Below are 23,701 nucleotides of genomic sequence, written 5' to 3' on the forward strand. Positions count from 1 at the left end.
GCTGGCATTAGTATGACGAAGCTGCCAGTTTCGCCAGATCGCCCGAAATTCGTTAGGTCCGCCCTTCGAAACCCAGCAGCACGTTGACCGCATTGACGCCGATCTCGTCGACCATATAGCCGCCTTCCATCACGAAGAGCGTCGGCACGTTCAGGTCCGCCAGCAGTTCGCCGATACGCAGATAGTCGGGCGTACGCAAGCGGAAATGACTGATGGGGTCGCCTTCGAATGTATCGACGCCTAGCGACACCACCAACGCGTCAGGCGCATGGCTCGCGATTGACGAGCACGCTTGCCGCAGCGCCCGTTCGTAGTTCTCCATCTCGGTACCCTTCGGCAGCGGCATGTTCAGATTGAAGCCCTCGCCTTCGCCGATACCGCGCTCATCGGTAAAGCCGGAGAAGTAGGGATACGACACGCCGGGATCGCCGTGGATCGACACGAACAGCACGTCCTTGCGGTCGTAGAAAATATCCTGCGTGCCGTTGCCGTGATGGAAATCGACATCGAGCACGGCGACGCGCTTCGCACCCTGTTCGATGCAGCGTTGCGCCGCGATGGCCGCATTGTTCAAATAGCAGTAGCCGCCCATGTATTCACGGCCGGCATGATGTCCCGGCGGGCGGCACAACGCGAAGGCCGCCTTCTCGCCACGCGCGAGCAGATCGATTCCCGTGAGCGCCGAATTCGCGCTCGCACTGACTGCGCTCCATGTTCCCGCATTGATGGGAGAACCGGCATCCATCGAAAAGAAGCCGAGCTTGCCGTCGACAAATTGCGGCATCGCCGTGGACGGCAAGCCGCGTATGGGCCACACGAGCGGCAGCGCCTGGCAGGTGCGGCCCGTTGCGGCCCACGCGTCCCATGCCGAGGCGAGAAATTCGACGTAGCGTTCGCTATGCGCGCCGACGTATGACGCCTTGTCGTAGGCGTGCGGCGTAACGACATCGCCGAGGCCCGCGGCGTTGACCTGTTTCAGCACGGTCTCTGCGCGGGCGGGCTTTTCGAAGGAATCGGTGATGGCGCCGTCCTTGAGTTCGACGCCGTGATGCAAGCGGTGATCGCTGCTATAGATGGTCTGCATGGTCGTGTACGCCGTTGAAGGTACGCACAGTCTACCGGTGCAAAACCGCGTTGCGTCAGAACAGATACAGCCCGGCGATGAAGATCAGGCCCGGAGAACAGCAGTGCCGTCACGCAATAGCCCATGATGTCGCGCACGCCTAGGCAGACGTCTCCCCAACCGTCTGCCGCAACAAGGCCGCGGCGATATCCGCGACACGCGCCACGTGCGCCGTGGCCGCTTCCCGCGCGCGCTGCCCGTCGCGGGCACGCAGCGCGTCGAGTATGCAGTTCATTTCCTGCACCGCCTGCCGGCCGCGATCGTCGGAAGCGATGGTCATTGCGCGCAGACGGTTGATGCGCGCATTCAGCGTCTGCACGATCTCCCACGCAACCTTCTTGCCGCCGCCATGAAACATCTGTTCGTAGAAGGCGGTCGTCAGTTCGCGCACCGTCTGATGCGCATGCATGTCGAACGCCTGCTGGATGCGCGCAATGCAATCGGCGAGATTTGCGAACACGGCTTCATCGGCATGCAACGCACAGGCCATCGCCGCATCGCCCTCCAGCAGCGCGCGGATTTCATAGATCTCGGCAGCCGTATCCGAATCGAGCAAAGCGACAATCGGCCCCTGGTTCGGAATCGAATCGACGAGGCCTTCCGTTTCCAGATGCCGCAACACTTCACGCACCACGGTGCGGCTCACGCCCAGTTCCTCGCACAGCGAACGCTCGACGAGCCGCTCGCCCGGATGAAAATGCGCTTCGAGTATGGCAGTGCGCATCTTCTCCAGCGCGAGTTCGCGCAACGTCGTCGTGCGACGTTCAACTTTGAGTGAAGGCAGCGCGTGACTCATGGCAATGCTCAAGCCTGGGCAAAGAGGCGCACGTCGCGCGCATCCCAATCGACGAGCGCCTGCGTGCCGATCGACAGCCCACTGTCATGGCGTTGCCCCGCCGGCATGCGAATCGAGATCTCCTGCTGCCACGGCGTTGCGACCGCGTAATGCATTGCATCGCCGAGGTACGTGATGTCGCGTACCGTCACGGGCAAACCGCTCGCACCGTTCCCCTTCGTCGAATCGTGCAACGCATGAATCCGCATCTGCTCGGGCCGGATCATCAGCGTACCGTCGTCGCCTGCCGTGAGCGTCGGATTGAAGCTGCCCGACGCCACCTCGTGACCATTCGGAAACACGCCGTTCATACGGCCGTCGCTATGCGCGGTCACGCGCACCGGCAGGAAATTCGAATTGCCGATAAAGCTCGCGACGAAGCGCGACGCAGGGTTCGAATACAGCTCTTCGCCCGTGCCGACCTGCTCGATGCGCCCTTTGTTGAACACGGCGATGCGATCCGACAGACGCAGCGCCTCTTCCTGATCGTGCGTCACATAGAGAATCGTGACGCCCGTCTCCTGATGGATACGCCGCAATTCGAGCTGGATTTCCTCGCGCAGCTTCTTGTCGAGCGCGGACAACGGCTCGTCCATCAGCAGCACAGGCGGATCGTAGGCCAGCGCGCGCGCAATCGCCACGCGCTGCTGCTGCCCGCCCGACAGTTGCGCGGGCATCCGGTCGCGGCACTCGGACAGATGCACGAGCTTCAGCATCTTCTCGACTTTCGCCTTCACTTCCGCGTCGGGGCGGCGGCGCACGCGCAACGGAAACGCGACGTTCTCGCCCACCGTCAGATGCGGAAACAGCGTGTAGCGCTGAAACACCATGCCGATGTTGCGCTTGTTCGGCGCGACGGACAGCAGCGGCTTGCCGTCGAGCAGCACGCGCCCTTCGCTCGGCTCCTGAAAGCCCGCGACGATATAGAGCGTCGTGCTCTTGCCCGAACCCGACGGCCCGAGAAACGTCATGAACTCGCCCTTGCGCACGTCGAGCGTAACGTTATCGATGGCGACGACGTCGTCGTAAGTCTTGCGCAGGCGCTGGATTTGCAGGAATGCAGTCATGTCGTTCACCTCGGTTATCGCGCGCGGCGCAGCACGGCGCCCGCCAACATCAGAACAGTCGTCAAGCCGACGAGCAGCGACGAGGCTGCTGCGACGACGGGTGTCAGGTCTTGCCGCAGCGTCGCCCAGATACGCACGGGCAGCGTCTGCAGCGTGGGACTCGCCATGAAGATCGACACCACGACTTCGTCCCACGATGCGAGGAACGCGAAGATCGCAGCAGCGAAGAGACCGAGCCGGATCGCGGGCAAGGTGACGCGCAGCTTCACTTCGAGGGGCGACGCGCCGCAGATCAGCGCGGCATCTTCGAGTGCCGTGTCGAAGCTCGCGAGCGAGTTGCTGATCGAGATGATCGAGAACGGCAGCGCGATGATCAGATGACCGATCACGAAGCCGGTCATCGTGCCGTTCATGCCGATGCGCAGGAAGAACGCATACAACGCGACGGCCAGCACGACAACGGGCAACACCATCGGCGTGAGAAAGAACGCCTTGACCACGTTGCGTCCGCGGAATCTGCCGCGCACCAGTGCGAGCGATGCGAGAAAACCGATCAGCACCGACAGCACCATCACGATGACCGCGAGCTTGACGCTCGTCAGCAGCGAGTCGATCCAGCCGGCGTCGGTGAACAACTGGCGATACCACTCCAGCGTCCAGCCCGGCGGCGGAAAGATCAGCCACTGCGAGTCGCCGAACGACAGCGCGACGATGAACACGATCGGGAGCAACAGGAACAGCGCAACGGCAGCGCCAATCGCCAGCAAGGCCCAGCGCAATGCGCCCAGACGATCGAAATCGAGCAACATGATGTCAGTCCTCCCGCCGGGCCGCCCCAAGGGAGGCTGACGCCCCCTCGGGGGGCAGCGAACGTTGTGAGCGTGGGGGTTGTTTCATTTCAGCGCCCTCCCATGGTTGCGCGCTCACTGCCGGTGAAGCGCAGTTGCAACGCGTACAGCGCGAGCGTCACGGCCAGCAGCACGAACGCGGCTGCGCCAGCGAGCCCCCAGTTCAGCAATTGCTGCACGAGCTGCGCGATCAGTTCCGCGAGCATCATGTATTGCGCGCCGCCGAGCAGAGCCGGGGTCACGAAATAACCGAGCGCCATCACGAACACCATCAGCGCACCGGACGCGATGCCCGGCATCGCGAGCGGCACCAGAATGCGCCAGAACGCCTGCCAGCGGCTCGCCCCGCAGATCGCGGCGGCCCGCAGCGTCGACGGGTCGATGCTGCGAAGCGTCGCGTGCAGCGGCATCACGAGAAACGGCAGCATGATGTACGTCATGCCGATCGTCACGCCGATCAGGTTGTTCACGAGCGTCAGCGGCTCGCTGATGATGCCGAGCGCCATCAGCATGCGGTTGATGGGACCCGTCTGTTGCAGCAGCACCATCCACGCGAAGGTCCGCGCCAGCAGGTTGGTCCACATCGACAGCAGCAGGATCGCGAACAGCAGCGAACTCAGCTTGCGCGGCGCGATGGCGAGCAGCCACGCGGTCGGAAAGCCGATTGCGAGCGTCACCAGCGTCACGACCGTGGCCACCAGAAACGTGTTGCCGAACACGCGAAGGTAAGTCGTCGAGCCGACCAGTTGCGCATAGTTGTGCAGTCCCGGCGACGGCTCCAGCACGCTGCGCAACAGCAACGACAGCACAGGCAGCAGGAAGAAGATCACGAGCAGCAGCAGCGCGGGCACCAGCAGACGAATGCTGCGCCAGTCGCGCCGCCGGCGCGCGTCCGTCGCGGGCGGGTGCGCAACGGTACTCAGGACATTAGGCATGGTGTATCCCCATCCACTCCGATGACTGTGCGACGCACATGGACTGCGCGCTTACTTGGACTGCCACGCGTACCAGCGCTTGGCAATGGCGTCGCGATTGTCGGCCCAGTACTTCATGTCGAGATTGATCTGCGAGGTCTTGTACTGATCGGGCAGCGTCTTCGCAACCGCCGGCGACATCAGCGAAGCCGACTTCACGTTGATAGGCGCATAGCCCGTGTCGGTTGCGAACTTCGCCTGCGCCTGCGGGCTCGTTGCGGCAGCGAGGTACTTCATCGCTTCTGCCTTGTGCTTCGCGCCTTTCGGAATCACGAGCATGTCGGCTGCCGTCAGGTTCTGGTTCCATGAAATGCCGACGGGCACGCCCGTCTGTTCGAGCGCATGTAGACGTCCGTTCCAGAACATGCCGATGGGCGCTTCACCCGACGCCAGCAGCTGCTGCGATTGCGCGCCGCCGCTCCACCAGACGATATCGCCCTTGATCGTGTCGAGCTTCTTGAACGCGCGATCGAGGTCGAGCGGATAGAGCTTGTCCGGCGCCACGCCGTCGGCGAGCAGCGCAATTTCCAGCACGCCCGGCGCGGACCATTTGTAGAAGGTGCGCTTGCCGGGGAATTTCTTCGTGTCGAACAGATCGGCCCACGTTTGCGGCTGCGCGCCCGTGTACTTCGACTTGTTGTAGCCGAGCACGAACGAGTAATAAAAGCTGCCGACGGCATCGGGCGTCGAAAAGCGCGGATCGAGTTCATCCTTCTTCACGACCGAATAGTCGATCGGCTCGATCAGCCCTGCCTTTTGCGCCGCATACGCGAAATCGCCTTCGACGTCGACGACATCCCAGTTCACATTGCCGCTGTCGACCATCGCTTTGAGCTTGCCGTAGTCGGTCGGACCGTCCATCAGCACGTTGATGCCCGTCGCCTGCGTGAACGGCTGCGCCCAGTTCTTCTGCTGCGACGATTGCGTGGTGCCGCCCCAGCTCGTGAAGACGATCGGGTCCGCGGCAAGCGCCGGCGTTGCCGCAAGCGTCGCCGCGCAAAGCGCGATCAGCGGCGCGAAATACGTGGTGCTTCTGCTGCTCATGTCAGTCTCCAGGGAGGTGTTGCGTATCGATGCGATGTGATGTGATGCGTACGGCGGCCCGTCGAACGCACTGTTTCAGGCAAGCGGCGAAAACCGCGCCGGCTTCATGATCTTGTTTTCCATCTCTTCCATCAGCGCCTGAATCTTCGGCGCAAAGGCCTGCCATGCCGGGTCTTCGGCGAGCGCCGCGCGTCGGCGTTCGCGTTCGTCGAGGCTCGGATAGGCCCAAATGTGCACGATCTGATTCAACGGACCGACCTCCGAAACGAAGTAGCCGATCAGTTGACCCAGATACCGCTTCTGCAACGCAATGCCCTCTTCCTCGACGAGCTTCAGATAGGCAGGCACGGCACCCGTCTTGATGCGGTACGTGCGGATTTCGTAGAACATGCGGACTCCCGGTGCGAGGGTTGGCGGATCAGCGCATCACGAACGGATCGGCAATCGGCTCGTCCGACGTGCGGATCCACACCGATTTCGTGCGCGTGTAATCGAGCACGGCGTCGAGCCCGCCTTCGCGTCCAAGGCCGCTCATGCCATAGCCGCCGAACGGCACGATGGGCGACACCGCACGATACGTGTTGACCCATACGATGCCCGCGCGCAGCGCGCGCGTGAGCCGATGCGCGCGCGTCAGGTCGCGTGTGAACACGCCCGATGCCAGGCCATACCGTGTGTCGTTGGCGAGCGCGATCGCGTCGGCCTCCGTGTCGAACGTAACGACGCTAAGCACGGGCCCGAACAGTTCTTCCATCACGCTCGGCACCTGCGCGTTCGGACAGTCGACGATGGTCGGCAGGAAGTAGTGGCCTTTGCCAACGCCTTCGGGCTGCTTGCCACCCGTGACGATGCGGCCGCCCGCTTCAATGCTCGCGCTTAAAACCTGCCTGATGTGTTCGAGTTGCCGGCGCGTCGCGAGCGGGCCCATCTCGGTCGCCATGTCCTGCGGATTGCCGATGCGAATGTTCTGCGCCTTCGCGACGAGGCGTTCGATCAGCGCCTCGCGGATGCCACGTTGCACGACCAGGCGCGAGCCCGCGACACAGCTTTGCCCCGTCGCCGCGAAAATGCCTGCAATCACCGCATTGGATGCGCTGTCGAGATCGGCGTCGTCGAATACGAGCACGGGTGACTTGCCGCCCAGTTCCAGCGACATCGCAGCCAGGTTCTCAGCCGAATTGCGCACCACATGCCGCGCCGTTTCGGGGCCGCCGGTAAAGGCGATCTTCGATACGAGCGGGTGGCTCGTCAGCGTGCGGCCGCAATCGTTGCCGAAGCCGGTCACGATGTTGACCACGCCCTTCGGAAAGCCTGCTTCGTGCACGAGACGTGCGAATTCGAGCAAGGGCGCAGGGCCTTCTTCGGATGCCTTCAACACGATCGTGCAGCCCGCCGCCAGTGCGGGGCCGACCTTCACGGCAGACAGGAACAGCTGCGAATTCCATGGCACGATGCCCGCGACCACGCCGACCGGCTCGCGCCGCAGCGTCACTTCCATGTCGGGCTTGTCGACGGGCAGCCACGCGCCCTGAATCTTGTCGGCGACACCCGCGTAATAGCGGTAGTACTCGGCGACATAGCCGATCTGGCTGCGCGTCTCGCGAATGATCTTGCCCGTGTCCTGCGTTTCGAGTTCCGCCAGACGCGGCGCATGTTGCGCGACGAGATCGGCGAGCCGGTACAGCAGCTTGCCGCGCGCGCTCGCCGTCAGGTTCGCCCACGCCGGATCGCTCAATGCGCGATGCGCGGCGCGCACCGCGCGATCGACATCCTCCGCGCTCGCAGCGGGCATCTGTGCCCACACGTCGCCCGTCGACGGATCGATGCTGTCGAAATGCTCGCGCGCATCTTCGAAGGCGCCGTCGATGTATTGCTGGAACCGCTGAACCATGTTTGCCGCTCCGTTATGAGTTCCGCAAAGTTGGATTTAGCGTGTTGCGAAAGCCGGCATCACGTCGGAAATGAATAGTTCAAGCGACTTGCGCTTGCGCTCGAAGCTCATATGACTGTCGAGCCAGAAGCTGTACTGGTCATAGCCGAGTTCCTCGTAACCCTTGAGGCGCGCGATCACCTGCTTCGGCTCGCCGATCACGAGGTTGCGGCGAATCGCATCGGACGAGTATTGCGGGAACATCGCCACGTCGGCGTCCGTCAGCGGTTCGATGAAGCCTTGCTCGATGGGGCGTTCGTTCTTGAACCACTTGCTGAAGTAGCGATAGAAGCGCGCGAGATCTTCGACGGCCTCATCCACTTCCGCCGCATTCGCACCGACGAACGTGTGCATCAGCATCATCACCTGCGGACGCGGCACTTCGGGATGCGAGGCGCATGCGGCGTTGAAGCGCTCCATCAGGCTCACCACTTCCGCATCGCCGGAAGCGAGCGACGTCACTTGCACGTTGCAGCCGTTCGCCACCGCAAATGCATGCGAGTTCGGATCGCGCGCGGCGAGCCACATCGGCGGATGGGGCCTTTGGATGGGACGCGGCACGGGCGTCGTTTTCGGCCACGACCAGAACTCGCCCTGATGCGCGTAATCGCCTTCGAAAAGCTTGCGCAAGGCCGGCACCAGTTCGCGCATGCGCGCGCCCGCCGTCATCGCATCGAGGCCCGGCAACAGACGCTCGTATTCGAAGTTGTAGGCGCCGCGCGCGATGCCGAGATCGAGCCGCCCATTGCTTGCGACGTCGACCATCCCTGCTTCGCCCGCGAGTGCGATGGGATGCCAGAACGGCGCGATCACCGTGCCTGTACCCAGACGAATGCGCTCCGTCTTCGCGGCGAGATACGCGAGATTGACGAACGGATTCGGCGCGATAGTGAATTCCATCGCATGGTGCTCGCCGATCCACGCCGTCTCGAAGCCGCCGCGTTCGGCAAGCTGCACGAGATCGGTCATCTGGTCGAACAGTTCGCGATGCGACGTCTTGTCGTCGTATCGCTCCATGTGCAGGAACAGTGAAAACTTCATGATGTGTGTTCTCCCTTCAGTGAGCGAGCGCAAGCGTCTGCACGGTGCCCGCTTCCGTGTCGCCGACATAGATGCCGAAGGCGTCTTCGCTGCGTTCGCGCACATAGCGTTCGAGCATCGAGCGCACGGCGTCGTCGCGCAATTCATTCCACGGAATCTGCGCCAGCGGCACGATGCGGATCGAACTGTCCATCCACGCGGCGCCGCTGTGGATCACACGGCCGCGATAATAGATTTGTACACTCGGCGTTTGTCCGCTGCCCGCTTCGAATACGGCAAACAGAAAGTCGAGATGAACCTCGAGGCCGAGCTTGGCGAGCACGCCGCGCAGACTCGCGCTATCGCTTGCCGGTTCGAGTTTGTTGCCCGTGGGCAGTTGCAGTCCTTTGGGCGTGTCGAGCAGCACGATGCCGTCGCGATGTTCGAGAATCGCGCCCACATGCGCACTCGGACCGGCTGCCGCCAGCGCTTCCTGCGAGAGACTGAAGTTCACATACGCACCCCGGCAATAACCGAGCGGCGACGAGCTGGTATGAAGAAAATCGACGACACGTCCGATCAATATGATGTGATCGCCTGCGTCGACGACTTCATGCGTCGTGCAGTCGAAGCTCGCCGCGGCGTTCTCGATCACGGGCGCACCTGTCATGCGTTTTTGCCAGGCGACCTGCGTGAACTTGTCGGCCGCCTTCGACGCGAACACACCCGACACGGCCTTCTGATCTTCCGCGAGCACGCTCACGGCGAAGTGACGTGTCTGCGAGAACACCTCGTAGCTCGATGCCGTCTTCGCGATGCACACGAGAATCAGCGGCGGATCGAGCGACACCGACGTGAACGAGTTCGCCGTGAAGCCGCGCGGCGAGCCGTCCGGCTGGATCGTCGTGACGACCGTCACGCCCGTCACGAACGCGCCGAGCGCGCGGCGAAAGCTGGCGATGTCGAAAGCCTGTTCCGCGGTCTGTCCGGTGATCGGCTCAGTCATGGCGTTCTCCAGAGATCGATCCATTCGTCGTATCGAATGCGTGGGCTGCGTTCGCCGCCGATGCTTGCGCGAGGAAGGCGAGCAGCCGTTGGTTGACGCGTGCCGGATCGGTGACATTCATCATGTGGCGCGCGTTCGAGAGCACCTCGGCGCGGCCTAGCGGCGCGGCTTCCGCCATTGCGCGCGACATCGACGGGCTCGAATTCGGATCGCACTCGCCTGTCAGAAAGAGCGCGGGCACCGCAAGAGCCGCCAGGCGGCCGACGTGTGCATCGTCCGAACTGGCGAACAGCCGGTAGGTGCGCGCATAGCCGATGGGATCGACGGACAGCAGCAGATCGCGCACGGCCTGCGCCGCCTGCGTCAGATGACCGGGAACGGGATCGCCGAACCAGCGTGACAGCGTGGCGTCAACGCCCGCGACGGCGGGTGCGTCGCCGAGCGTGGCGGCGCGCGTCATCACGGCTTCGCGCTGCGCGGGCGTGCGGTCATAGACGGCGTTCAGTGCGGCGACGCTCAGCGTGCGTTGCGGATGCGCGAGCGCGAATTCAAGTGCGACGAGCGCGCCCATCGAATGTCCGACCACATGCGCCCGCTCGATCTGCATCGAATCGAGCAATGCTTCGAGCTGCGAGGCGTATTCGTCGAGTGTCGGCGCAGGCGTCGGCAACGCGCTCGCTCCGTGGCCGAGCATGTCATACGCGACCACCTGATACGCCGCCGTCAGCGCATCGATTTGCGGCGCCCATACGCTCTGGTTCATTCCGACGCCGTGAATCAGCACCACCGTTTCGTGCGCGCGGTCTGACTGCGGTGACTGCGGCGCGTACACGCTGTAGCTCGTGCCCGCCGCCTCGCCACGCCCGGAGACAAGCTCACGCTTCATTTGACTCGAGCTCCTTCAGATCCTGATACCGGTCGCCGATCCGATGATGCGGACGGCCGCCGATCGATGCGCCGAGCGCGATCACGAGTTCATCGGGCGCGGGTGCATCGACGATCGAAAACTGCAAGGTCAGATAGTGCGAGCGCATGCCTTCGTCGTGCTTGTGCATCAGCGGAATGGAGATCGGGCAGTTCGGGCCGCCGCGCAGATTCGTGAAGCTCAGGTAGCTCTTCGCGCCGACGGCCTTGCGATAGTGATTACCGAAACGCAGCGTGTGGATCAGCGCGGACGCGTGTTCGATCTCGCCGGACGTGCCGACGATGGCCGCCTTGCCGTAGCCTTCGATCGCATCGCCCGAACCGGCGACGCGCAGCATTTCCGCCGTAAGCATTTCGCCGAGTTGCGGCGCGAGCGCGTGAATTTCCGGCTTCAGATCTTCGACGAAGCCGCGCCCCGCCCACGGATTGCGCAGCACAGCCGCCGCGCCGAACAGCTTGAGCGGACGGGCTGCCGCCTTGCCCCCTTCGATAAAGGTCTCTTCGACGTAAGTGACCAGCTTGCGCACTTCCAGCTTCATATCGTTTCTCCTGACGGGGCCGTGAATGTCGTTCGATGAGATTATGGTATGCCATCTTATGGCCCACAACAAGGGCGGAAATACTATGGAATACCATGATACGAATGCTGAATTTTTAGGCACGTTTTCGGCTACGGCGACGTGCTTTTGCGATGCACCAAAGCGCTGCGGAGGCGCAAAGACAAAAGGCCGCCGGGATTGCCGGCGGCCTTCTGTTTTTGTAGAGGATGTGCTTCAGGCTTGGCCGGTCGAGTCGTCCTGCTGGGCGAGTGCGGCAAGCGCGAGTTCGGCCGTCCGTTTGATATGGGCGATCGAGGCGGCCGACGCCGCTTCGCCATCGCGTCGTTCGATGGCGTCGAGCAGTTTGTTCATCTCGCGGTTCGACTCGCCGCCGCGGCCGGGCACGGCGATAGTCAACGCGCGCAGCCGGTTGATGCGCGCGTTCAACGTCTTCACGACGGTTAGCGACACATGCTTCCCGGCGCCTTCGAACAGTGCCTCGTAGAAGCGCTCGGTATGTTCGAGCACGCGCGGCAGGTCGTTTTGCGCGAACGCGTCTTCGATGGTCTTGCGGATATCGCGTAGCTGCTGCACGAGTTCGGGCGTCGACTGTTCGGCGCAGGCGCGCGCCGCGTTGGCTTCGAGCAGCCCGCGCAGTTCGTAGATCTCACCAACCTGCGCCGGATCGAGCCGCGCGACGATCGGCCCTTGCCGTGCGACGATTTCGACGAGCCCTTCCGTCTCCAGATGCCGCAGCACTTCGCGCACGACGGTGCGGCTCACGCCCAGTTCATCGCACAGCGTGCGTTCGACGAGCCGCGCGCCGGGACGGAAATAGCCTTGCACGATCGCGCCGCGTAGCTTGTCCAGCGTGAGTTCGCGCAAGGTCTTCGCGTTGCGGTCGATTCTGAGGTCTGACATGGGCAGCAAGATGGAAATGGGCGGTGGCCTGCGCTTGCGCCTGCTTTCGGCTGGCGGTGGACGTGGGCTGGAATGCCATATTATCGTTTATCTTGCTGGGAAGGCGTGTCGGTCCGCGCTTAAAGCAGAATCACGTGATCACTCACCTGAACGCAATTGCGTCCACTGCGTTTCGCTCGGTAGAGCGCTTCGTCGGCATCGCGCGCCAAATGCTCGATCGTCGCATCGCTGGCCGCCATGCACGAGACACCGATGCTGCACGTGTACGCCGGCAGCGTCGCGTCTTCTTTCTGCGCGACACGTTGCCGGATCCGTTCAGCATGCTCCCTCGCCTCGTCGGGACGCACACGCGGCAATAGCACCGCAAACTCTTCGCCGCCCCAGCGCGCGACATGACCTGGCGCAGGCAACATCTCGGCGACACGCTTCGCGAAGTCGATCAGCACGCGATCGCCTGCCGCATGCCCATACGTGTCGTTCACCTGTTTGAAATGATCGAGGTCGATCAGCAAGAGCGTCAGCAAACCGCCCGTACGCATCGATTTTTCGCGCTCCTGCTGATGCACGCCCAGAAACGCCCGGCGATTCAGCAGACCCGTCAGCGAGTCCATGAACGACTGCTGTTCGAGCTGATTGCGCAGCCGGTCCATCGCGACGAACAGCAAACCGACTGTCACCGTCAGCGACATCAAGGCGCCCGTCGTCAGATAGATCCGCTGAATGAGATCAGGCGCGAACAGCCCTGTGCTGGCCCAGGCCGGCACGAACATCGACAGGCCGCGCGCCGCCGTCACGAGCGTCTGCACCAGTTGCATCGAGCCCACGACTATCGCGGTGTTGATGCCCTTGCCGAAACGCAGCATCGTGATGCTGCTCAGTCCGTACGTCGCCGTCAGGATCGCGGACATGCACAGCGTGCGCCCTGCCACCGACGGATGAACCCACGTCATCCAGCTCATCGCGACCACGCCGATCACGAGAAGCAGCGCAATGAAACGCCGCACAGGACGTTGCCCGAAAAACATCTGGCTGCCGATCACCCACAGCCCCGTGCCGAGAATCAGGCCGACGTTGGCGACGACGATGGAAAGCCAATCGGCGATGCTGCCGCGCAACGCAAGCAGCATCGCCGAGATCGACACGATCAGCGCACCGGAGGCCCAGTGGCCGACACCGCGAATGTTCGCGGGAAAACCGCGCGCCAGCGAGAACATCACGAGCGCCATCAGTCCGGGCATGACTGACGACATCAGAATGACGGTGCGAAGATCGAAGGCTGGCATACGGTTCCGGAAGCGGGCTCGCGACATGAAAAGGCGCCCGTCTAGTCGACGGATTGTCGATCAGCCGTTTCATGTGTGCGTGCAGATCAGGCACGCAATATACCGCAGCATGTGTGCCGCTTGCAGCAAGCTACCTTCTCCGTAACGCTCCGCGCGTCTGCTACGCGAGCCTCGATCAATCGAGCAGCTTCAGCACGCTCTGCGGCATCGAGTTGGCTTGCGCCAGCACCGAGATACCCGCTTGCTGCAGCACTTGCGCCTTCGACAGATTCGCGGTTTCGGTCGCGAAGTCGGCGTCGGTGATCTGCGAACGCGCGGAACTCATGTTCGTCGCTTGCGTATTCGTGGTCGAGATCGCAGCCTGGAACGTGTTCTGCGTTGCACCCAGCGTTGCCTGGAAAGTGTTCACGCTCGTCAGCACGCTGTCGATCGTGCTCATTGCGGCCTGAGCACCCGATGCCGTCGACACGCTCAGCGAATTGATGCCCAGGCTCGTTGCGTCCCACTTCTGCGAGCCGAAGTCCGCGGTGATCTGCTGATTGTCGAACGCACCGATCTGGAAGTTGACGGTACCGATGCCGTTCAATACGGATTGACCGTTGAAGGTCGTCTGTTGCGCCACGCGCGTGATCTCCGTCAGACGGGTCGATACTTCCGACTGGAGGTTCGCGAGCGCGGCGGAATCGAGCGAACCGTCACCCGCTTCCACTGCCAGCTGGCGAATACGCTGCAGGTTGTCGACGACCGATTTCAGCGCGCCGTTCGTCGTCTGCACCATCGAAATGCCGTTGTTCGCGTTCGAAGCACCCTGCGTGAGCGCATTGATCGACGCCGTTTGCGTCGTCGAAATGGCGAGACCTGCTGCGTCGTCAGCGGCCGTGTTCACGCGCTTGCCCGACGACAGACGGCTGATCGCCTGTGACAGTGCGCTTTGCGAACCCGACAGGTTGTTCTGCGCCGCCAGCGACATGATGTTGGTGTTGATGTTCAGCATTCGCTTCCTCGTTCTTCAATAGCTGCTCATAAGGATCTTCTGCATCGCCGGCGTATAACGCATTCATTCGCGACGCTGCCTCTTTTCTAACGGTTCAATGCGAGCAAAGTTAAGAGTTCAAATCCTTTCCGCGTTGCCAATTACACTTACCTCACCTTTCTTGCCGGATCTTTCCCGACTGGTACAGAAACGAAAAAGCCCGCACGCGCGAGTTGCGTGTGGGTTTTTTCATCGGATTCAATCGATTAGCTTTCCTATGTTTATAGAAAGCAAAAAAGGCTATGTGAAAAAATCACATAGCCGAAGTCCAGAATCATTATTCATCTGCGTGGAAGGAGCGAATATGCAGCGATTTCCGGACAGGCGGAAATCTAAGTGACGCGATTTTTGAAGTCAACGCGCGAAGCCCGACAGAGCGTTTCCCAATCTTTCTTTCCCGCCCTGTCTGGCGAATTGAACGTTGCAAACACTCCGTGTTCCGCGCTCCGCCATACCGATGCGATGTCCGACAAGCAACCCGGCTACGTGCCACGGCTTCCGCTCAAACGCCCAAGCACGGACGCCTGACTCGCCATCCCAACCCGCCCGCAAATGCCCATCAACCGTTGTAGGACAACGTATAATAGAGATATATCTGAATTCCCCGAGGAGCGTTTCATGGCCGCGACTGCAGCACCAGGTTCGACCCCAAGGCGGGCACGCGGGAGCCTTGCTGACCAGGTCGTCGGCTACGTCAACGAGCAGGTTGGCTCGCACGCACTGAAGCCGGGCGATCAGTTGCCGACGGAAACCAGCTTGATGTCCTTGCTCGGCGTCAGCCGTACCGTCGTGCGCGAAGCCATCTCGCGACTTCAGGCGAACGGCGTGATCGAAACGCGTCACGGCATCGGCAGTTTCGTTCTGGAGCCGCGTCGCGAACCGCTCGGTCTCGACATGGTGCCCGCCACCACCCTGAGCGACGTGCTCTCCGTGATGGAATTGCGCATCAGCCTCGAAACCGAATGCGCGGGACTCGCGGCGCAGCGCGCAAGCGAACGCGACATCGCAAAGATCCGCGTCGCGCTCGACGCTATCGAAGCCACGAGCCGCTCAGGCGGCGACAGCACCGCCGCCGACTTGCGTTTCCACATTTCGATTGCGAGCGCGACGGGCAACCGCTATTTCGTCGACATTCTCACGCAGTTGGGCACGGCGCTGATTCCGCGGCATCGCGTGGATTCGCCGGGACTCGCGCAGAGCGATCTCAACGCCTATATGGCGCGCGTGAATCTGGAGCACGAGAACATTCTCGATGCGATCGCGCGTAAAGATCCTGACGGCGCGCGCGCCGCCATGCGCATGCATCTGTCGAGCAGCCGCGAACGCCTGCGGCGCGCAAGCAGTCAGGCGGAAGAAGCGGCCGCCATGCGCACCCTCTGAGCCTTCCAATGAACCAGTAAAAAGCGGCCCCGCAAAGGGCCGCTTTTTTTCATCGGTCACGCGTTGACGATCTGTCCATCGCGACGACGCCACAGTCCAAGCGGATTGTCGTCCGCGAGCGCGTCGGGCAGCAGCTCAGCCGGGAAATCCTGGTAACACACGGGACGCAGGAAGCGGTCGATCGAGGTCGAGCCAACCGACGTCACGCGGCTATCCGCCGTTGCCGGGAAAGGCCCGCCGTGCACCATCGCGTGACAGACTTCGACGCCCGTCGGGAAACCATTGACGAGCAGGCGTCCCGCCTTGCGCTCCAGAATCGGCACGAGCCGCTTTGCGAGCGGCACGTCGTCGCGATCCATCGAGAGTGTGGCCGTGAGTTGTCCCGCGAAATGCTCCGCCACGGCGAGCAATTCCTGCTCGTCCTTGCATCGCACGATGGTCGATACCGGGCCGAACACTTCGTCTTCCAGTTCTGACTTCTTCAGGAACACGGTTGCGTCGGTGACGAACAGCGCCGCGCAGGCTTGCGTCGGCCCCGTTGCGTCGAGGCCATGGGCGACGGGCTCGACGCCTTCGATGGCCGCGAGTCTTGCCTCGCCTTCCTGATACGCGGCGTGAATGCCCGACGTGAGCATCGTCTGCGCGGGTTTCTGGTTGAGCGCCTGCGCGGCGGCTTGCGCGAAAGCCTGCAACTCCGGGCCGTCGATGCCGATCACCAGACCCGGATTCGTGCAGAACTGACCCGCGCCGAGCGCGAGCGAATCGACGAATCCACGCGCGATCGTTTCAGCGCGCGCCGCGAGCGCCACCGGCAAGACGAACACGGGATTGATGCTGCTCATTTCCGCGTAGACGGGAATCGGCTCCGGACGGTTCGCCGCGACCTTCATCAGCGACGTGCCGCCCGCACGCGAACCCGTGAAGCCGACGGCCTTGATCGCGGGATGCGCGACGAGAGCCTCGCCTACCGTGCCGCCCGCACCGACGATCATCGAGAACACGCCCTCAGGCAGGTTCATCTCGGCTGCCACGCGCTGAATGACGCGGCCGACCATCTCCGACGTGCCGAGGTGCGCACGGTGCGCCTTGACGACGACGGGACAGCCCGCGGCGAACGCGGCCGCCGTATCGCCGCCCGCCACCGAGAACGCCAGAGGAAAGTTGCTCGCGCCGAATACGGCAACAGGGCCGACCGCGATCTTCTGCATCCGCAGATCCGAGCGCGGCAACGGCTTGCGCTCGGGCAAAGGGGAATCGAGCGTGGCCGTGAGCCATTGGCCGGCGCGCACTTCATTGGCGAACAGCTTCAACTGGCCCGTAGTCCGTCCGCGCTCGCCTTCCAGCCGCGCCTTCGGCAAGCCGGACTCTGCATGCGCGCGCTCGATCAGCGCGTCACCGAGCGCCGTGATGCCGTCTGCGATCCGATCGAGAAACTCGGCACGCACTGCCAGCGGCAGATGACGATAGAGGTCGAAGGCCTGACCGGCCAGTTCGCAGGCACGCGACACATCGTCGATCGTGCCGCTGCCGAACACGGGCGTTTCGATCTCCTTGCCCGTCGAAGGATTGAATGCGCGCAGCGCCCTGTCCGTACCGCGAACCGCCTGCCGCCCGATCAGCATGTCACCCGTCAATTGCACGATGTCTCTTCTCCCTATGGCTGGTTAACATCGGTCATCGTACAACACAAGGCGGTGTGATTGCAACGCGCGACTGCACCAGCAAGCCTTATGGCATAAGGATTCAGGGTTTACCAGCCTTTCTCCGGGGCGAGGTACGACATATCTTGTGTTCAGACATCCTATGACATATCATCTTTCGCAGGACGCACTTTGCCGGGTGGCTTTAGCCCGCCCTTCAGGAGACAGAAATGGCTTTGTCGTCACCGTATCAACCGTTGCCGAATGGCTTTCGTGCTGCCGTCAAAAACCGCGAGCGGCTGATCGGCTGCTGGGCTTCGCTCGCCAGTCCGATCACGACCGAACTGCTCGGCACCGTCGGGTTCGACTGGATCCTGCTCGACGCCGAGCATGCGCCCAATGACGAACTGACGCTGATTCCGCAGTTGATGGCGCTGAAGGACAGCCGCTCGGCGCCCATCGTGCGTCCGCCGGCGAACGACAGCGTGATCATCAAGCGCATGCTGGACGCGGGGTTCTTCAACCTTCTGATCCCGTTCGTCGACAGCGCCGACGACGCGCGCCGCGCCGTTGCCGCGACGCGCTATCCGCCGCAAGGCATCCGCGGCGTATCGGTGGGTCATCGCGGCAATCGTTTTGGATCGGTGACGGACTATCTGCAGGTGGTCAACGACAACATCTGCGTCGTCGTGCAGATCGAAAGCCGCGCGGCCGTGAGCGCGATCGACGAGATTCTGGCTGTCGAGGGCGTCGATGGCGTCTTCGTCGGACCTTCGGACCTCGCGGCCGCCTATGGTCACCTCGGCAACGCCGGTCATGCGGACGTTCAGCAGGCCATTGCGCACGTGTTCGAACGAGCACAGGCGGCGGGCAAGCCGTGCGGCATCCTCGCGCACGTGCAGCAGGACGCCGACCGCTATCTCGGCATGGGCGCCACGCTGGTGTCCGTCTGCGCCGACATGGGTCTGCTGCGCAGCGGAGCACTTGGCGTGCGCCAGCACTTCATGCCGGCCTGACGCGACGGACGGCATCTCACATCACATTATCGGGAGTAGCGAATGACAACAGCAGGCTTCATCGGACTCGGCATCATGGGCAAGCCCATGGCCGCCAATCTTCGCAAGAACGGCGTCGAACTCACGGCCTTCACGCGCAGCGGCGTGCCGGACGAACTGACGCAAGCCGGCGTGACCACGAGCACCAGTCCCGCCGACGTCGCGGCAAAAGCGGATGTGATTTTCATCATGGTGCCGGACACGCCCGACGTCGAACGCGTGCTGTTCGGCGAGAACGGCGTCGCGAGCAAGCTGCGTCAAGGACAGATCGTCGTCGACATGAGCTCGATCTCGCCCATCGCCACGCGTGACTTCGCGGCCCGTGTGCGCGAGAAAGGCGCGGACTATCTCGACGCGCCCGTCTCGGGCGGCGAAGTCGGCGCGAAAGCCGCTTCGCTGACGATCATGGTCGGCGGCGCGCAAGCGACGTTCGACAAGGTCAAGCCGATGTTCGACATGATGGGCAAGAACGTGTCGCTGATCGGCGAAGTCGGCGCGGGCCAGATCTGCAAGGTCGCGAATCAGGTGATCGTCGCGGCGACGATCGAAGCAGTCGGCGAAGCGCTGCTGCTCGCATCGAAAGCCGGCGTCGACGCGGAGAAAGTGCGCAAGGCGCTGATGGGCGGCTTCGCTTCGTCGCGCATCCTCGAAGTGCACGGCGAACGCATGACGAAGCGCACGTTCGATCCCGGCTTCCGCATCGAACTGCATCAGAAGGACCTGAATCTCGCCCTGTCGACGGCGCAGTCGCTCGGCGTTTCGCTGCCGAACACCGCCACCTGCCAGGCGCTCTTCAACGCGTGTGCAGCGCATGGCGGCAAGGCGTGGGATCACTCGGGCATGGTTCGCGCGCTCGAATATCTCGCCGACCACGAGATTGGACAGCAGCAGAAATGATGTTGAAGTTGAAGCGCATTTCGAACGTACACGCATCATGAGCCAGTCCGGCGCAGCATCGTTCTTCGCGCTCGTCTCGAACGCGGTGGATGGCGATATCGCCGTCTTTCGCGTCGACGGCGCGACGGGCGGCATTGAACGCCTCGCGCGCTATCCGGCCGGCGATACCGTGATGCCGATGGCGCTCTCGTCGGATGGCCGCGTGCTGCATGCCGCCACACGCGGCGCGAAGCGCAGCATCGTCACGTACGCGGTCGATCCGGGCACGGGCGGCCTCGCTCACGTGCAGACCGCGTCGATCGAAGCGAGCCTCGCTTATGTATCGCTGACACCGTCGAATGACTGGCTGCTCGGCGCATCGTATGGCGAGAATTCCGTGAGCCTCTATCGCGTGAAGTCGCTCGCGAACGGCGAAGGCGAGCCGCGACAGGTAATCGACGGCTTCGTGCATGCGCACGCGGTCATCGCATCGCGGGATGGGCGCTTCGCATATGCGACGTCGCTCGGTTCCGATACCGTGTTCTGTTTTGCGATCGTCCGCGACACGAGCGATGCAAGGCTCGAACTCGTGCAGAAGATGCACGTGGAAGCGGGCTTCGGTCCGCGTCACTTACGTTTGTCGCCCGACGAAAAAACGCTGTACGTATCGAGCGAATTTCGCGCCACGGTCGCCGTGTTTTCCCGCGACGTTGAAACCGGCACGCTGACAGCGCGCAGCGTAGCGCCGCGTGCCCCTGCACTCGCGCATCTGAACGACGGCTGTCTGCGCACGGCGCATCTCGATCCGGTGACGGCTGCGTCGCTGGTGTGGGGCGCCGACTTGCAGATCACGCCGGATGGACGCTTCATCTACGTCGCCGAACGCACGTCGAGCCGCCTGATCGCTTACCGCGTGACCAGCGAAGGCTCGCTCGAATACGCAGGCTACACCGACACGGAAGCGCAACCGCGCGGCTTCAGGATCGACCCTTCGGGCCGCTTTCTGATCGCGTGCGGCGAAAAGTCGACGCACGTAGCCGTTTATGCGATCGATGCCGGCTCGGGCGCGCTCTCGGCCGTTTCGCGCTGCGAGGGCGGCCTCGGCGCGAACTGGGTCGACATCGTCCCACAAACGTAGCCGCTCACATCGCGCGGCACACCGAACTCTTTTTGTCGATTTTCACAGGCCCACGCAGGCCATTTTTGGGAACTCACCCAGGACCGATTCTCATGTCTACGATTGCATCTTCGACCCAAGGCGCACCGACCGTCACCGAATTGCGCGTCGTTCCCGTCGCCGGCCGCGACAGCATGCTGATGAACCTCAGCGGCGCGCACGGCCCGTTCTTTACGCGCAACATCGTGATACTGCGTGACAGTTCCGGTCACACCGGCGTCGGCGAAGTGCCGGGCGGCGAGAACATCCGCAAGACCATCGACGATGCGCGTCCGTTCGTCGTCGGTCAGTCGATCGGCAATCTGCAGGCCGTGCTGAATCAGGTGCGCAAGCAATTCGCCGATCGCGATTCAGGCGGCCGCGGCTTGCAGACCTTCGACCTGCGCACGACGATCCACGCCGTGACCGCCCTCGAAGCCGCACTGCTCGATCTGCTCGGCCAACATCTGGGCGTGCCCGTTGCGGCGCTGCTCGGCGAAGGCCAGCAACGCGACGAAGTCGAAATGCTGGGCTATCTGTTCTATATCGGCGACCGCAAGAAAACCGATCTGCCGTATGCGAGCGGCGCCGAAGGCCGCGACGACTGGGAACGCGTGCGCACCGAAGAAGCGATGACGCCCGAAACCGTCGTGCGTCTGGCGGAAGCCGCGCAAGCGCGCTACGGCTTCAACGACTTCAAGCTGAAGGGCGGCGTGCTGGCGGGCGACGCGGAAATCGAAGCCGTGACGGCACTCGCCGAACGCTTTCCGGAAGCGCGCGTGACGCTCGATCCGAACGGCGCGTGGTCGCTCGCCGAAGCGATCCGCCTGTGCCGCGACCAGCACCATGTGCTCGCCTATGCGGAAGATCCGTGCGGCGCGGAGAACGGTTACTCGGGCCGCGAAGTGATGGCCGAATTCCGCCGCGCGACGGGCCTGCCGACGGCCACCAACATGATCGCCACCGACTGGCGCCAGATGGGCCACGCCATCCAGTTGCAATCCGTCGACATTCCGCTCGCCGATCCGCACTTCTGGACGATGCAGGGCTCCGTGCGCGTCGCACAGATGTGCAACGACTGGGGGCTCACGTGGGGCTCGCACTCGAACAATCACTTCGACGTTTCGCTCGCGATGTTCACGCATGTCGCGGCGGCTGCGCCCGGCAAGATCACGGCGATCGACACGCACTGGATCTGGCAGGACGGCCAGTATCTGACGCGCGATCCGCTGCAGATCGTCGGCGGCAAGGTGAAGGTGCCGGCCAAGCCGGGTCTGGGTGTCGAACTCGACATGGACGCACTCGAGAAAGCGCACGCGCTGTATCAGCAGCACGGCCTTGGCGCGCGCGACGATGGCGTCGCGATGCAGTACCTGATCCCGAACTGGAAGTTCGACAACAAGCGCCCTTGCCTCGTGCGCTAAACCATCGAGCGCTAACCACTACACCCGAACAACGCGGCCTGCGTGGCCGCTGAACATTGACTGACATTCAACAGCGAACTGAATCATGACCACGCCACAAGAACTCAAAGCGATCGTATCCGAAGGCCTTCTGTCGTTCCCCGTCACCGACTTCGACAGCAACGGCAACTTCCGCGCCGACACGTATGCAGCACGTCTCGAATGGCTCGCGCCGTATGGCGCGACCGCGCTGTTCGCGGCGGGCGGCACGGGTGAATTCTTCTCGCTGACCAGGTCCGACTACACGAACGTGATCCGCACGGCGACGGAAACCTGCAAGGGCAAGGTGCCGATTCTCGCGGGCGCGGGCGGCCCGACGCGCGTCGCGATCGAATATGCGCAGGAAGCCGAGCGCAACGGCGCGCATGGCGTTCTGCTGATGCCGCATTATTTGACGGAAGCATCGCAGGAAGGTATCGCTGCGCACGCCGAGGAAGTTTGCAAGGCGGTTCCGAACATGGGCGTGATCATCTACAACCGCGCGAATTCGAAGCTCAACGCCGACTCGCTGGAACGTCTCGCCGACAAGTGTCCGAACCTGATCGGCTTCAAGGATGGCGTAGGCGACATCGAGAGTATGGTGACGATTCGCCGTCGTATGGGCGATCGGTTCTCGTATCTCGGTGGTCTGCCGACGGCTGAAGTCTATGCCGCTGCGTATAAGGCACTGGGCGTGCCCGTTTATTCGTCGGCTGTGTTCAACTTCATTCCTAAGACGGCAATGGAGTTTTATCGTGCTATTGCTGCCGATGATCGTGCTACGACCGATCGGTTGATCGATGAGTTCTTCTTGCCTTATCTCGCGATTCGGAATCGTCGTGCGGGTTATGCCGTGAGTATCGTTAAGGCTGGCGCCAAGCTCGTCGGGCACGATGCGGGGCCTGTGCGGGCCCCGTTGACCGATCTTACCGAGGATGAGCTTGCGCAGTTGGATGTGTTGATCAAGAAGCTTGGCGCGCAGTAATCTGGGTTTTGGTTTTTGGTGTTTTGCGCCTGCGCGGCGCGGCGTTGTTTTCCGCGCCGCGCTGTTGTTTTGTGGTTTGGTTTTTTTTTCTGCGGTGGCATCCGGTCTTTTGCGCTGGCATCCGGTCTTTTGCGCTGGCATCCGCGTTTTCATGTCGGTATTCATGCGTTGCCCCTGTGCGGGGCGGCACCTACTTTTCTTTGCAGCGGCAAAGAAAAGTAGGCAAAAGAAAGCCGCTAACACCGCCAATCCTTCTTCCTGCCTGCGGGCCCCCTACGGGTCCCGCACTCCACGCGGCAACGCATTGTTTTCCGCCCGTTGCCAGCGCCTCGAACAGGCGCATCACCCACTCCAATCTCTCGTACCCAGCCAGCGACAGCGAATGGTTTGCGCCGCCCAGGTGGCAAACTGTGTGTAGGTTATCGCACCGCACGCGTCGGCGCTCCTACGACACCGATCCTGCTTTTCAGTCCGAAGTGGTTCATTTACATCGCGACAGCCTACACACAGTTTGCCACCTGGGCGGCCCTGGACTCCATGGAAACGCAGTCCCTGACGCGGAAGCGTGAAGTGGGTGATGCGCATCTAAGGGCGCTGGCAACGAGCATGGACCATGCTCG

At 62.8% G+C, this 23,701-nt stretch carries 22 protein-coding genes; 6 read left to right on the forward strand and 16 right to left on the reverse strand.

The window, feature by feature from the left end; translation table 11 throughout:
- Window positions 1-52: 52 nt before the first annotated feature.
- From G3N95_RS35405 to G3N95_RS35475, 15 genes are all read right to left on the reverse strand, one after another.
- Entirely contained in the window at window positions 53-1,084 is a 1,032-nt protein-coding gene (locus G3N95_RS35405; protein ID WP_205974734.1) for a histone deacetylase family protein, read from the reverse strand.
- A gap of 139 nt (window positions 1,085-1,223) precedes the next feature.
- Window positions 1,224-1,919: a GntR family transcriptional regulator gene (locus G3N95_RS35410; protein WP_205974735.1), complete on the reverse strand. Its 696-nt coding sequence runs from the start codon at window positions 1,917-1,919 to the stop codon at window positions 1,224-1,226.
- Window positions 1,920-1,927: 8 nt separating this feature from the next.
- The gene (locus G3N95_RS35415) at window positions 1,928-3,025 is read right to left on the reverse strand and encodes an ABC transporter ATP-binding protein (protein ID WP_205974736.1); all 1,098 of its coding nucleotides are present in this window, start codon (window positions 3,023-3,025) and stop codon (window positions 1,928-1,930) included.
- 14 nt (window positions 3,026-3,039) lie between these two features.
- Complete coding sequence (locus G3N95_RS35420; protein WP_205974737.1) at window positions 3,040-3,834, reverse strand: ABC transporter permease; 795 nt, start codon at window positions 3,832-3,834, stop codon at window positions 3,040-3,042.
- Window positions 3,835-3,923: 89 nt separating this feature from the next.
- Entirely contained in the window at window positions 3,924-4,808 is an 885-nt protein-coding gene (locus G3N95_RS35425; RefSeq protein ID WP_205974738.1) for an ABC transporter permease, read from the reverse strand.
- A gap of 51 nt (window positions 4,809-4,859) precedes the next feature.
- Window positions 4,860-5,891, reverse strand: a complete 1,032-nt coding sequence (locus G3N95_RS35430; RefSeq protein WP_205974739.1) for an ABC transporter substrate-binding protein — start codon at window positions 5,889-5,891, stop codon at window positions 4,860-4,862.
- A 75-nt stretch (window positions 5,892-5,966) separates the two neighbouring features.
- Window positions 5,967-6,281 (reverse strand): NIPSNAP family protein, encoded by a 315-nt coding sequence (locus G3N95_RS35435; protein WP_205974740.1) that lies wholly within the window; start codon window positions 6,279-6,281, stop codon window positions 5,967-5,969.
- 28 nt (window positions 6,282-6,309) lie between these two features.
- The gene (locus G3N95_RS35440) at window positions 6,310-7,782 is read right to left on the reverse strand and encodes an aldehyde dehydrogenase (protein WP_205974741.1); all 1,473 of its coding nucleotides are present in this window, start codon (window positions 7,780-7,782) and stop codon (window positions 6,310-6,312) included.
- A 36-nt stretch (window positions 7,783-7,818) separates the two neighbouring features.
- Window positions 7,819-8,862, reverse strand: a complete 1,044-nt coding sequence (locus G3N95_RS35445; protein ID WP_205974742.1) for an LLM class flavin-dependent oxidoreductase — start codon at window positions 8,860-8,862, stop codon at window positions 7,819-7,821.
- Window positions 8,863-8,878: 16 nt separating this feature from the next.
- A complete protein-coding gene (locus tag G3N95_RS35450) occupies window positions 8,879-9,847 on the reverse strand; it encodes a flavin reductase family protein (protein ID WP_205974743.1) in 969 nt (322 codons plus the stop codon).
- Window positions 9,840-10,733, reverse strand: coding sequence for an alpha/beta fold hydrolase (locus G3N95_RS35455; protein WP_205974744.1), 894 nt, complete (start codon window positions 10,731-10,733; stop codon window positions 9,840-9,842). Before G3N95_RS35455 ends, G3N95_RS35450 begins: the two co-directional genes overlap by 8 nt.
- Window positions 10,723-11,310, reverse strand: coding sequence for an amino acid synthesis family protein (locus G3N95_RS35460; protein WP_205974745.1), 588 nt, complete (start codon window positions 11,308-11,310; stop codon window positions 10,723-10,725). Before G3N95_RS35460 ends, G3N95_RS35455 begins: the two co-directional genes overlap by 11 nt.
- Window positions 11,311-11,544: 234 nt before the next feature.
- Window positions 11,545-12,231 carry a GntR family transcriptional regulator gene (locus G3N95_RS35465; RefSeq protein WP_205974746.1) on the reverse strand — a complete coding sequence of 229 codons (687 nt, stop codon included), beginning with the start codon at window positions 12,229-12,231 and terminating at the stop codon, window positions 11,545-11,547.
- A gap of 119 nt (window positions 12,232-12,350) precedes the next feature.
- Window positions 12,351-13,514, reverse strand: a complete 1,164-nt coding sequence (locus tag G3N95_RS35470; RefSeq protein ID WP_205974747.1) for a GGDEF domain-containing protein — start codon at window positions 13,512-13,514, stop codon at window positions 12,351-12,353.
- 175 nt (window positions 13,515-13,689) lie between these two features.
- Window positions 13,690-14,508: a flagellin domain-containing protein gene (locus G3N95_RS35475; RefSeq protein WP_205974748.1), complete on the reverse strand. Its 819-nt coding sequence runs from the start codon at window positions 14,506-14,508 to the stop codon at window positions 13,690-13,692.
- Between the two features lie 657 nt (window positions 14,509-15,165).
- Here G3N95_RS35475 and G3N95_RS35480 point away from each other — a divergent pair.
- Entirely contained in the window at window positions 15,166-15,927 is a 762-nt protein-coding gene (locus G3N95_RS35480) for a FadR/GntR family transcriptional regulator (protein ID WP_205974749.1), read from the forward strand.
- Between the two features lie 56 nt (window positions 15,928-15,983).
- On the opposite strand, the gene G3N95_RS35485 is transcribed toward G3N95_RS35480, so the two are convergent.
- Complete coding sequence (locus tag G3N95_RS35485) at window positions 15,984-17,567, reverse strand: aldehyde dehydrogenase (NADP(+)) (protein WP_205974750.1); 1,584 nt, start codon at window positions 17,565-17,567, stop codon at window positions 15,984-15,986.
- A gap of 230 nt (window positions 17,568-17,797) precedes the next feature.
- Between G3N95_RS35485 and garL the strand changes: the two genes are divergently transcribed.
- The 5 genes from garL (at window position 17,798) to kdgD (ending at window position 23,081) form a co-directional block, all read left to right on the forward strand.
- Complete coding sequence (garL, locus tag G3N95_RS35490; RefSeq protein ID WP_205974751.1) at window positions 17,798-18,583, forward strand: 2-dehydro-3-deoxyglucarate aldolase; 786 nt, start codon at window positions 17,798-17,800, stop codon at window positions 18,581-18,583.
- A 42-nt stretch (window positions 18,584-18,625) separates the two neighbouring features.
- Window positions 18,626-19,519: a 2-hydroxy-3-oxopropionate reductase gene (locus G3N95_RS35495; protein ID WP_205974752.1), complete on the forward strand. Its 894-nt coding sequence runs from the start codon at window positions 18,626-18,628 to the stop codon at window positions 19,517-19,519.
- A 37-nt stretch (window positions 19,520-19,556) separates the two neighbouring features.
- Entirely contained in the window at window positions 19,557-20,636 is a 1,080-nt protein-coding gene (locus G3N95_RS35500) for a beta-propeller fold lactonase family protein (protein ID WP_205974753.1), read from the forward strand.
- Between the two features lie 92 nt (window positions 20,637-20,728).
- Window positions 20,729-22,078, forward strand: coding sequence for a glucarate dehydratase (gene gudD / locus G3N95_RS35505; RefSeq protein WP_205974754.1), 1,350 nt, complete (start codon window positions 20,729-20,731; stop codon window positions 22,076-22,078).
- An 85-nt stretch (window positions 22,079-22,163) separates the two neighbouring features.
- The gene (gene kdgD, locus G3N95_RS35510) at window positions 22,164-23,081 is read left to right on the forward strand and encodes a 5-dehydro-4-deoxyglucarate dehydratase (RefSeq protein WP_205974755.1); all 918 of its coding nucleotides are present in this window, start codon (window positions 22,164-22,166) and stop codon (window positions 23,079-23,081) included.
- Window positions 23,082-23,701 lie beyond the last annotated feature (620 nt).

Origin of the sequence: Paraburkholderia sp. Tr-20389 (genome assembly GCF_017104565.1) — a bacterium.
In the GTDB taxonomy this organism is placed as follows: domain Bacteria; phylum Pseudomonadota; class Gammaproteobacteria; order Burkholderiales; family Burkholderiaceae; genus Paraburkholderia.